We start from the raw sequence: 12,850 nt of genomic DNA, 5'->3' as shown, positions 1-12,850 counted from the left end.
AAGCCGCTTATAGGAAGTTTTTAGGATATATTGTTCAGCCGCCGCATGAAGCAGCAGGAGATGTTTTTCGCCTGCTTCCTGCGATGGTATCCGCAAAGAAGCGCGCTGTATATATGTCCGTACGCCTTACAGAAGCATAGGAAATCCTCCGCTGCAGACAGATGAATGGGCTGTGGCGGGGGATTTTGATTTATCGGCGCTTTTTCTATGCATTTTGGGTGAAATTTTGTGCATTCGATATTCTTTTCAAGCGTTGGCAGCGGCTTCTCATGATATTTTTATGCTATATAGTGAAAGTTCGAGAAGAATCTGCTATACTATAGTCAGTAAGAAATTGTGTCATAGGCGGTTTGTCCAGGAGCCGCAAAAGAGGTGTTGGAATTGAAACGAGGCATGTACTGCGGTGCGGTATTTTTTCTTGTCTTACTGTTGATGTTCGTTTCGGGCAGGAGCACTTCTGCCACGGACTCGACGACTGTGCTGCGCGTGGGCTGCCCCGATGTGTCGGCGTTTCCGGACGGTTCGCCCGAGCAGCTGCTTTTCAGCTATACGAAGCGTTACCTCGATGAGATTTCACGCAATACGGGCTGGCAGTATGAGTATGTGCCGCTGGACGAAGTGAGCGCTCGCGAGATGCTGCGGGCAGGGCGCATTGATTTGTACTTTCCGGCGGAGTATAGGCAGGACGATCAGCAGGATTTCTCCTACAGCATAAACAATGCGGCATTTGCTGTGCTTTCCCTCTATGTGAAGGAAGGATCAACGATGAACGTGCAGGATCCTTCTGTATTATCCGGCAAGCGAATCGGTGTTTTAGCCGATGGGGTTCATGACTATGCTGTCGTTTCTCTCCTGCGCGACGAAGGAATCACGGTGGAGATCTTGAAGTACGCGACGCCCGATGAGCTGCACCAAGCGCTTGCCGACGGCGCAGTCGATGCCATCGCGAATCGTGCGACGCAGCAGCGCGATGGCGAGACGCTCCTGATGCGCACAGCGCTCTTGCCCGCCTGCTTCCTCGCGGCGAAGCATCGCGAGGGGCTGATCAAAAACCTCAGCGATTTTGTCTACTATACGGAGACCGTCAATCCCAGTTTTGAAACGCATCTGACGCAGGTGTTCCTCGATCGTGCACAGAGCCAGATCGTGCGCTTTACTGCCAAGGAGACGGCGTATTTGGCGAACGCGCCTGTCCTGCGCGTCGCGTATGTCGGCGGGCACTCGCCGTTCTTCGGCGAACGTCTCGAAGATGGCGTTCCCGACGGCATTTATCCGAGCATCCTGCAGGCGATCGGTGAAAAAATCGACCTGCGCTTTCGCTTCGTGCGTGCTGAGGACAACGACCATGCACTGAAAATGCTGCGCGAGGGCGAAGCAGATCTCTTCTTCTGCATTTACAACAATCTGCCGTCGATGCGCGACTTTTTCTTCACGGCGACGTTTGCTTCAGAGAATTTTTCCTATGTCGTGCGGCGCGGTACGGGAGAGATCCCGACGGGGGCGGCGCGCGTCGCGCTGCCGCGTTGGTTTTACGGTGCGCGTACCTATCTGAATATACAGCATCCGAACTGGCAGATCGTACCGCTTGACGAGCCTGCCGACTGCCTGCGCCTGCTCGACGACGGCGGCTGTGATTTCGCGCTCTTGCCGTCGCTCTTTTTGCAGCAGAGCAGCCTTTTGTCGCTGCATCCGAGTCTCGTCGTCATTGCCAGTTATTCGACGGAGCTGCCTGTGAGCATTGCGATTTCCGAGCACCAGCCGCGTGTTCTTCAGTCGGTTTTGACGAAGGGCATCTTGAAGCTCGATGTGCGGCGCGTGCAGGAGATCGTCAATGAGCACATGATGGGGCGCTTGACGCTGACCGCTATCACGGCGCGTTACCCCATGCAGACGGTGGCGCTCGCTGTCATCCTTCTGCTTTCCATATTCATTGCGATGTTCCTCATCGAGCGTTCGCGTACGCAAAGACATCAGGCGGATGTGCTCCTCGCGAAGAACGAGGAATTGGAGAAGGCGATCGAGGAGCAGCAGAAGCTGATGCGTGCGCGTGACATCTATAAGCAGGAAGCGGAACTGGATCCCTTGACGGGGCTTTTGAATAAGAAGGCGATTCAGTCCGCCTGTGAGGCGATGCTTGACGGTCCTTTGAAAGATGGGGCATTCCATGCGTTTTTCATCATGGATCTTGACCATTTCAAGGAGATGAACGACACTTATGGTCATCAGGCGGGCGACGCCGTCCTGCGCCGCTTTGCACAGGATGTACGCGCGATCTTCCGCCAGTCGGATCATATCGGGCGCTTTGGCGGCGATGAGTTCACCGTGCTCATGCCAAATGTGACGACGCCCGTCGCTGTCGAGCGTCATGCGCGGCAGCTCATGACGGCGGCGCAGGAGCTTGAGGTGCGCGACGACCGCTCGCTTTTGTCCGTGAGTATCGGCATTGCGCTGGCGCCGATGCATGGAACAACGTACGATGAACTTTTCCTCGCAGCCGACGCCGCGCTTTACGATGTGAAGCGTGCGGGACGCAACGGTTGGAAGATCTATGACGTGAAAGCGGATGGGGGGATGTTATGTCCGGAAGGAGAATGATGCACAATGTGCGTCGGCTCTTGGCTCATGCCGCTCTTTTTGTCGCTTGCGCCGCGTTCGTGCTTCTGCCGTCTGCGGCGCAGGCGACGGTCAAAGGAGCGGCTGAGGGAAGCGTGCAGGATGTGCAAAGGACGAAAGCCGTCCGCACGGTAAGCAAAGAGCCCGTGCTTATCGCGCGACCGACCTTCAGCGCCGAGCTTCCTGCCGCGATCAACGAGAAGGCGGCTGCTGAGGTGCGCTTTTCTATCGCCGAGCCTTTGACGGAGCCGCTTCTTGCGGAGGAAGCATCGCCCGAAAGCGTCCCCATCTTAGGCGCGGCGGAAGCGACTGAGGCGCAGATGGCGGCGTTCATCCGGCGGCGCAATCCGCAGCCGAAGCTCGCCTGCTCCGTCGAGGAGATCGTGCATCTTTATTATGAAGAAGCCGGACAAGAGGGCGTACGCGCCGATATCGCGCTTTGTCAGGCATTGAAGGAAACGGGCTTCTTTGCTTACGGCGGCGACGTTCTGCCCGAGCAGAACAACTACTGTGGCTTAGGCGCGACGGGAAACAAGGTCAAGGGCGCATATTTCGCTCTGCCGCGAGAGGGCGTGCGCGCGCACATTCAGCATCTCATGGCGTATGCGACGACGCGCCGCCCAAGTCTGCCGCTCGCCGACCCGCGCTATGATCTCGTGCGCATCTATCGCCCCGACATCTACGGCAATATCAAGAATTGGACGGGGCTTAACGGCGTCTGGGCTGTACCCGGGACGTCCTATGGGCAGGACATTCTGCTGCTGCACCGCGAGGCGACGGCTCCCGACGCATCGGACGCTTCGCTCGCATTTGCCGAGAAGAAGGTGCAGGAGAAAAAAGATGCCGCCGCCTACGTCTATCGAGCCATCGTTCAGGAAAAGCGCGGTGCGCATGAAAAGGCGATAGCCGACTTGGAAAAGGCGCTCTCACTCTCGCCGAAAAACGCCGCCGCACGCTATAATCGTGCGCTTCTCTTCGCGGCGGCAGGGGATGAGAAGCGTGCGAAGGACGACTTGGAGACGCTTGTCAAGTATCATGCGGACTTTGCCTACGCGTGGTACAATCTCGGCGTCATGAACCTAAGAGCCGGCAAGAACGCCATCGCCATGCGCGATTTCGAGCGCGTGCTCGCTCTCGTGCCGCAGTCGGCGAACGCCCAGAGCAACATTGGCGTCGCCCTCGTGCGTGAAAAGCGCTATAAGGAAGCATGGCGAGCCTTTGCCCGCGCCGCTGAAATCAACACGGCGAATCCGACGGTGCTGATGAATCAGATCATCTTCGCCGCGTGCCTGAAATAGCAGCAGGCACGCGGCTGTGCTTGACGTACACCGTGCCGCGTCGTATAATGAATATGAAAAGGGTGCTGCCGGTAGACGGTCAGCCCCAATGTAATACAGGTAAGAACCCCCGCCTACGATTGGATGCCGAAGGCGGGGATTCTTATTTTGCTTTGATAGCAACGACGCAAATCGTCACCATGAACATCAACGATAAAAAATCGTACAGTTCCATAAGCAGCGCCCCCTTTCAGGGGCTAAGAATCGACCGCCTACCGTCTTGGTAGCACCGAGTATATTATAGCATATAAGGACAGCTGTCGCCTGTCTTTTTTTTGTACGAGAAGCCTCATCCTTAGATGGGGTGAAAAGCCTAATTTTAGAAAGATTGCATAGAAATATATAATATCTACTAGGAAAAAAGCCCGACTTATGGTAAACTACACACATAAACGGTCACTTTGTGGACATGATATGCCGCCCTAAATGAAAGCTGCCCGAGCCGTCTGCGCCCTTTGGGCTTGACTTTTTGGGCTGTCATAAGAATTGTGAAGTGATACGTGCGGCTGTTGATTCTTGAAGCTGTTGTGAGCGCATGGAAAAGAATGTTATAGATTTGAGAGGAAGAACGCGGATGAAGATGCAGGATGCGAGAATAATGCGACATGGGTCTTTGGTTGCGAGACGGCGTAAGGCGCTGTCTTTTGCCGTCAGCTTTGCTTTGCTGAACACGCTGCTCGCTCCTTTTTGCGTCGAGGCGGGAACGGTTCCAGATGCGGCGCGTGATGAGCAGGCGGCGATGATGCGTGCGGCGGCGGGCGAAGCGCCGATGATGGGCACGAGCGCCGCCGATGTGCCGTCGCCGGAAGGTGCGGCTGCCGCTGCCGCCGCACCGCCTTCGAAGCGGCAGAATGCGGAAGAGAGCGCGATTTTTGTGCGCCGCTATACCTTTTCGGGCGAGAACCCTGTGACGGACGAGGAGCTTCGTGCGCTCCTGCAGCCGCACAAACTCAAGTACGCGACGCTCGCGGACCTCGAAGCGCAGGCGGATGAAGTCACGAAGTATCTGCGTGCGCACGGCTCGTTCGTCGCTTTCGCCTATCTTGCGCCGCAGACGTTCGAGGACGGCATCGTAGACTTCACGATCATCCCCGGACGTTACGACAAGATCATCATCAATAACCATTCTTATCTGACAGAGAATGCCATTCGCCGCGAGATGGGTATTTCCTCGGGCGAACTTGTGAAGAAAGCGCCGCTCAATCGCGGCGTCTGGCTGACGAACGATCTCTCGCGCGTTGAAGCGCGCACGCAGATCAAGGCGGGCAGCCGTCAAGGTACGTCGGACATCGTCATTGACGTCAAGAACAAGGGCAATCGCATGTGGGGCTACGTCGGTCTTGACAACGGCGGCTATCGCTACACGGGACGCTACCAGTACAGCGCCTTTCTTAACTACGCAAGCCCGTTTCGCGAGGGCGACCTCTTCTCCGTCGGCGGCATCGTGTCGAACGGCGGCATGTGGTCGGGATCGGCTTCCTACTCGACGCCGCTCGCCAAGCAGGGCGAGCGCGTCGGCGTCAGCTACGCACGCTCGCACTATGCGCTGGGCGGCGACTTCTCCGCACTCGACTACACAGGCGCCTCGGAGACCGTGAGCCTCTGGTGGCAGCACAACTTCCGACGCGGCCGCGACTTCAACCTCTATGGCACGCTGCGCTTCGACTGGAAGGGGCTCAATGACGAAGCGAAAGGCATGTCGTACAAGAACCCTAAACATGCGCACAACTGGGTCGTCGGCATCAACGGCGACAACCTCGATCATATATGGACGGGCGGGCGCAATACCTTTTCGCTGAACTATACGCTGGGCGATCTTTCGATCGACGAGGAGCGACAGCGGAAGTACGACGCTGTGACTGCACGGACGGCAGGGCATTTCGGCAAGTGGAATCTGAACCTGACGCGCCTGCAGCACATAGACGACCGTCTCTCACTCTACCTTTCGTACAGCCGCCAGTGGGCGAACAAGAACCTCGATTCCTCGGAGAAGTTCTCACTCGGCGGACCTTACGGCGTACGCGCATATCCGGTCGGCGAGGCGTCGGGCGACGACGGCTGGCGCTGGACGGCGGAGCTGCGCTGGAATTTGCCGACACGCGAGGGCGACGAGAATATATGGCAGCTCATCGCCTTCGCCGACGGCGGTCATGTACAGCTCTACCACAACGGCTGGTCGGGCTATACGGGGCCGCAGAGCCGCAGTCTCTACGGCGCGGGCGTCGGCGTCAATTGGAGCAATCAGGCGAACTGGGTCGCGCATCTGCACTACGCTTGGAAGATCGGTCATGAAAAGGCGGTCTCCGACACGGATCGCAGCGGCAGGTTCTGGTTCCAGATTTATAAATTCTTCTAAAATCAAATGGAGAGCCAAGCGGTCTATATGCCTTATCCGGACCTCTTGGACGTTCAAATATAGGATTTCAGATGAAAAAGGAGAAACATCATGGGCTTCACGAAAAAACACCGCCGCGCGAAGAATGTGTGCGGCTTCGATCCCTTCATGCTGCGTTTGCAGGAAAATGTGCGCCGTGCGCTTTTGAGCGGCGTCGGCGTCATGGCTGCGGGAGCGGCTCTCATCGGCACGAGCGCACCCGCCTACGCATTGCCGCAGGGCGGCGAAGTCGCTGCGGGCGCGGCTGAGATTGCTAAGAGCCAGGCGGAGATGGCGATTCATCAGACAACCGAGAACGCTGTCATCGACTGGCAGAGCTTCAACATCGCGGCGAACGAGCGCGTGAATATCTTCCAGCCGAATGCGCAGGCGGCGCTTTTGAACCGCGTGCTCGGCGGGAATCCTTCGGAAATCTTCGGCACGCTCACGGCGAACGGGCGCGTCTTCCTCGTCAATCCCGCGGGCGTCCTCTTTGCACCCGGCGCACAAGTCGATGCGGGCGCGATCACGGCTGCGGCGATGAACATTACGAACGCCGACTTCATGGCGGGCAAGTATGCCTTCGTCGGCGCAGCTGAGAGCGGCAAGGTCATCAATCGCGGCACGCTTCGCGCAGCGGATGCGGGCGCGGTCGCGCTCCTCGGCAGGGACGTGACAAACGAGGGCGTCGTCGTCGCCAAGAAGGGCGCGGCGATCCTCGCAGCGGCAGAGGACGTCACGCTCGATTTCACGGGCGACGGCAAGGTCACAGTCGTGCCGTCAAAGGCAGCGCTCCGTCAGACGGTCACGAATAAAGGCATCGTCGAAGCGGACGGCGGGCTTGTCTTCATGACGGCGGCGACGGGAGACGCACTTGTTTCTTCCGCTGTCAATCAGGAGGGTGTCGTGCGCGCCGCGAGCCTTGACGGCAAGGCGGGCGCGATCCGCATGACGGCAAATGACGTGCGTCTCGCTGCAGGAAGCGTGACGGACGTGAGCGGCGCTGCGGCTGGCACGGTCGAGATCGGCGGCGGCTGGCAGGGCGCGGGCGATCTCGCGCACGCGAAGAATGTCACGATCGAGCGCGGCGCGGCGGTGCGTGCCGATGCGACGGCAGCGGATGCCGCGGGCGGCACGGTCGCCGTCTGGTCGGACACGAAGACGCGCTTCGCGGGCGAGATCACGGCACGCGGCAAGGGCACAGGCGCGGGCGGTGCGGTCGAGACCTCGGGAAAGATGGTGCAGATTACAGGAAGCGTCAACGCCTCGTCCGAAGCGGGCAAGGCGGGCGAATGGCTGATCGACCCCGGCGATATCGAGGTCAAGGCGCGGGCGGCGGGCGATCCTGAAGCCGGCTCTCAGGCAGACGTGCAGACCGTCACCAATTCGCTGAACGGCGGTACGTCTGTAACCATCCAGACGGCGAACCTCACGGGAAATGACGATCACTCCATCACCGTGACGGACGCCATCAACAAGACGGCGGGCGGCGATGCGACCCTCTCCTTGAAGGCGACGGGAAGCGTCAACATCAACGCCGATATCAGCTCGACGGCGGGCAAGCTCAATGTGGACATTACATCCGATACGAACCACCGTGCGGGCGGTCGTGTCACTGTCGCGAACGGCAAGCAGATCAAGACGCTCGGCGGCAATGTCAAGATTGGCGGCGGTCTCATGGACAGCGGCGTTGGATTTGCCAACTCGCAGAGCGCGGGCGAAGCGGGCATCATGCTCGATCATGCCGTGATCAATACCACGGCGGCTGGTACGGCGGGCGGCAATGTCGAACTCGCAGGCAGCACGACAGCAGACGCGGCAGGCGTATCTCTCTCCGGCACGACGATCACGGCGGGCACGGGCAAGGTCACGCTCATTGGCAAGTCCACGGGAAGCAATGCGACGCTTGCCAAGGGAATCTCCATCGACAGCGCATCGAGCATCACGACGCGAAACGTCGAACTGCGCACGGATTCCCTCGACCTCTCGGGCACGATCACGGGCGACGGCGACCCCACAGGCTCGGCGAAAGTCTGGACGCTTTCGGATGGCAAGACCATCAACTTTGGGGGAGGCACGGGCGGACTTGACCTCGCAGGCGATACGTTCACGAGCACGGGAAAGATACAGAACTTCAAGAGGAATACGGTCGGCGACGCCGCGAAAAAGGCGAATATTGTCGCAAACGGCGTGACGGCAGACGAAGAACTGGAAATGTATACGGGCGCAGGCACGCTGACCGTCGGCGGCACAGTGAATGTCGCTTCGACGCACGCGCTGACGCTCGGCTCGAAGAACAAGATTGAAGGCGCGGGCGTCATGACTGCCGACGCACTCAAGCTCGATGCGGCGGATGCGACCGTGAACCTCACGGGCACGCACGCCGTCAAGAAGCTCGACGGCAAGGCGAAGGCGCTGACACTCAAGAACGGCGGCGATCTCAAGGTCGGCGAAGATACGGGGCTTGTGACGACGAACGGTGCGGACGTCGAAGTGACGGCGGGCGATCTCACGGTCGGCACGCACGGCATGACGAACGCGGCGGGCGCGATGAAGCTCAAGGCGAGCGGCACGCTCAAGCTCGATGCAAATGCCGAGGTCAAATCGACGGGTGCGGCGGCGACATCGCTCGAAGCGACGACGGTCAATTTCGACACGGCGAGCAAGGTATCGACGGCAGGCGGCACGATTGATGTCAAGACGGATGCGCTGACGCTTCCTTCGGGAGCGCAGGGCACTCTTTCGAGTGCAAACGGGAAAGTTACGGTTGATACGAAAACGGCGGGCAAAAAGATCGCCGTCGGCTCTTCGACGCCCTCCGACCTCGTGCTGCCAAACCTCGATTTTATCAACTCGGGTACGGGCGAAATCCAGATCGGCAGCGCGAATACGGGCGATGTCGAGATCGGCGCAGCCGATGTCAAAGCGCCGCTCTCTGTCGAGTCGGGCGCAACGCTCAAGTTCTCGGGAGCGCTCTCGAACGCAGGCGGAAAGAACACGACGTTCAAGGCGAACGCCGTGGACTTTGCTGCGGGCGCAAACCTCGCGGCGGGCACGGGCACGATGACGATGACGGCGAACAGCGTCACGAACTGGAACCATGCGGCGTTTGCCGATACGAACGGCGCGGGCACATTCGTCCTGAAGCCCAAGACGGCAGGAAACTTCACCGTCGGCGGCACGGGGTCGAGCACGCTCGTCTCGGATGCAGGCTTTGGAAAGCTCAAGGCGGGCAATTTCTATAATGTGAGCATTGGTTCGAAGGACAATGTCGGTACGGCGACGCTCGCGGGTATTTCTGCGGGCAATATGCCCAAGTATACGAGCATCTTGACAAAGGGCAAGATCGATATCACAGGCACAGTTCATGGAACATCTGCCGATACGCTCGCGCTCCATGCCGATGCGCCGGGCACGACGCTAGGCGACGGTCTTTCCCAGAGTGCGCCCCTCGAAGTCGGTAACTTGCTGCTTCTCGGCAAAGGCTCGATGGATCTCAGCACGCAGGCGAACAAGATTGAAAATATCGCTGCCGATATGGCGGACGGCGATCTCAAGCTCAAGAATCGGACGCACATGAAGGTCGCTGTCGTTAAGAATCGTACCGTCACGCCGGAAGCGGATGTCGATGGGCTCAAGACGAAGACAACGGACATCAAGCTGGATGCCGGACAGAAGCTCACGGTCGAAGGCAAGCTGAATTCAACGGGCGATACGAAGATCGAAGCCGACGACCTCGACCTCGGGAATAACAAAGTTAACGTCGGCAATCAACTCACGCTCGAAAAGGCGACGAAGACGCAGGCGATCAACGTCGGCACGGGTACGGGCGACTGGAACATCAACAATGCCGCTTACGGCAAGATCAAGATCGGCGACAGCGATCAAGATGCCGACATCAATATCAAGGGCGCGACATTCAAGAACCCGTCGGATATCGAGACGAAGAAAAAGGTTGTGCTGACGGGCGCGACGAAGGCGGGCGCAAACGGCGGCTCCGACATGAAGATCACGGCGAAAACGGCGGAACTGCCGACGGCAGCGGATACGCTCGCCGTCAAGAACCTTGACCTCAACCTCTCGGGCGGACTTGATCTTGGACACGGCAAGGTCAAGGGCGCGGCAGACGGCAAGATCACGATCAAGGGAGCATCGGCGTCACAGGACATCGTTATCAGCGATGATCCTTCCCACGCATTGGGTGGAGAGTACCGCATCGCCTACCGCACAATTAACGAAACACTCGAAGGCTTTAAGGGCTTCGATGTCGCAGGTGAGAAGCATGTCTACTTCTACGGCGGTTCGGTCAAGAAGTCCATCAATGCGGCGGGCAAGCTCGGCGTCGAGGTGCGCGACAATCTCACCATCGAGGGCAAGGGTACGAAGCTCAAGATCGGTGCAGATCCGACGCAGGCAGGGCACGATCCCGCCTCGGTCATCACGGGCGGCTTCACCGTTAAGCAGGGCAAGACTGTCCATGTGAAAGGCGTCGGCGGGACGAGCAAGGAAAACGGCGCGGAAATCAATATCCAGACGGGCGGCAACATCCATCTCGAACAGGGAGCTACACTGAAGGTCGAGGGCAACTATGCACAGGCGACGCTCAATGCACGAAGCGGCGATGTCGTACTGAACGAGGATGCCAAGGTGCAGGTCGCTCCCGGCTCCACACCCGTCTGGGTCGATGTCACGGGCAACAAGCTGCAGCTCGACGCACGCGCGCAGCTCGACTCGGGCACCGATACCGTCGGTGCGCTCCGTGTGCATACGGATGAGATCGTCACGCCGACGGCGGACGACAATACGACGAACATCGTCGGCAAGAGCGGACTCGTCATCACGCGAAAGACGGCGGGCGATTTGACGCTCAACAACGTTTCGGCGGGCGCAGGGCTTCATGTCACGAGCGACCAGCTCAACGGCAAGCTCTTTGGCAAAGATTTCAGCGAATTGGTTCTCGGCGACAATCGCAGCCAGACGGTCACGATCGACGGACTTGAAGCGAACAACCGCGTCGTCGTCAAGACAGCGGAGACGGGCAAGACGGTCATCGGCGCGGGCGGACTCAAGGTCGGCACGGACGGCTCCGGCAAGGACTACAAAGTGACGCTGACGACGGGTGAGATCGAGAACTCGGGCGGTGCGGGCGTCATGAACATCGGCGAGGGCAGCACGCTGAACCTCTATACGAACAATATCACGAACCTCGCAGCGCACGGGAGCAGTCCGTCCGTCACGGGCACGGGCACACTCGGCATCGGAACGTACAACGGCTCGAAGACCATCGGGCTTGGCGACGGTGCGACGGGCGACCTGCAGTTGACGAACAATAAGTTCACACAGGTATTCGGCCCGAACTTCTCGCATTACGCCATCGGCAACGGTACGCAGGGTACGATCAATGTGAAAAATTCTTCCCTCGGGAAGGACGTGACACTGCAGGCGGATAACATCAACTTCGCAGGGGATATGACGCTTGCGGCGGGCAAGACGCTCGTTGTCAACGCCAAGACGGCGGCGAACCAGACGGTGGGCAAGATCAAGGCGACGAAGCTCGCCGCTGTCGGCGGCAATATCGCGCTTGAAAAGGACAACGAAATCGGCACGCTCGCCGCCGACGCGCTCTCCGTCAAGGTCAAGTCGAACGCCTTGACCATCGGCGAGATCACGACGCCTGCGGGCGCTCCCGTTCCCTCGCGCACGATCACGGGCGTCAAGGCGGGCGAATCCGGCGGCACGGCGGGCGACGTCGTGCTCTCTGCGGACACCATGACCTTTGATAAGGCGGTCGAGGGCAAGGGCAACTTGACCGTACAGCAGGCGAATGCCGCGACGAATCTCAATGTCGGCACGGCGGATACGGGGCTGAGTCTGCCCGCAGAGCTCTTCGGCGGCAATAAGATCAAGGACGGCTTCAAGCACGTCTACCTCGGCAGAGAAGACGCGACGGGCGCGACAAAGGTCGGCGGCAATCTGAACTTCGTCGATCCGACGACAATCCGCTCCGGTGCGACGGCAGGCTCGATGACGGTTGACGGTTCGGCGAACATTCAGACGAACGGCAACGATTTTGCACTCGAATCGAAGGATTTGACGACGGCGGCGGGAAGCTCCGTCGATACGGGCACGGGCGCGCTCACGCTCAAGACCGATGCGATGGACCTCAATGGCAAGATGAAGGGCAAGAAGGCGCTCAATATCCTGCCGATCTCGCACGGTCGCGACATCCAGCTTGGCGGCGAAGTGAACGTTCCGAATAGACTTTCGCTGCTCGACAAGTATTTCAACGGCAGCAACCGCCAGTTCTGGGAGTATGAGATCATCAACATCGGCGACCGCGGCGGCGGCGGACGTCTCTATCAGAGCGGTGCGATCGACATGCCGTTCACCCTCAACATACAGCAGGCGATCACGAGCGGCATGGGCGGCGTCAACCTCTCCGGCTCGATCAAGACGCACGGTCAGAACTATACCGTCGCCAGCCGTGAAGTCAATCTCGACGATGCGCATATCAATGCGGACGGCG

4 protein-coding genes are annotated in these 12,850 nt (G+C 59.2%); all 4 read left to right on the top strand.

Annotated features, from left to right (window positions below):
* Nucleotides 1–381: 381 nt before the first annotated feature.
* The gene (locus ACTTKG_RS05250; RefSeq protein ID WP_442673203.1) at nucleotides 382–2,595 is read left to right on the top strand and encodes a transporter substrate-binding domain-containing diguanylate cyclase; all 2,214 of its coding nucleotides are present in this window, start codon (nucleotides 382–384) and stop codon (nucleotides 2,593–2,595) included.
* Complete coding sequence (locus tag ACTTKG_RS05245; protein WP_442673202.1) at nucleotides 2,577–3,911, top strand: tetratricopeptide repeat protein; 1,335 nt, start codon at nucleotides 2,577–2,579, stop codon at nucleotides 3,909–3,911. Before ACTTKG_RS05250 ends, ACTTKG_RS05245 begins: the two co-directional genes overlap by 19 nt.
* 613 nt (nucleotides 3,912–4,524) lie before the next feature.
* The gene (locus tag ACTTKG_RS05240; protein ID WP_442673201.1) at nucleotides 4,525–6,306 is read left to right on the top strand and encodes a ShlB/FhaC/HecB family hemolysin secretion/activation protein; all 1,782 of its coding nucleotides are present in this window, start codon (nucleotides 4,525–4,527) and stop codon (nucleotides 6,304–6,306) included.
* Nucleotides 6,307–6,396: 90 nt separating this feature from the next.
* On the top strand, nucleotides 6,397–12,850 hold a 6,454-nt coding region (locus ACTTKG_RS05235), incomplete at its 3' end, for a two-partner secretion domain-containing protein (protein ID WP_442673200.1).

The organism is Selenomonas sp. (assembly GCF_052169755.1).
Lineage (GTDB): Bacteria > Bacillota > Negativicutes > Selenomonadales > Selenomonadaceae > Selenomonas.
Note: the sequence above shows the minus strand (reverse complement) of the source record. Positions and strands in the feature narration are given on the sequence as shown.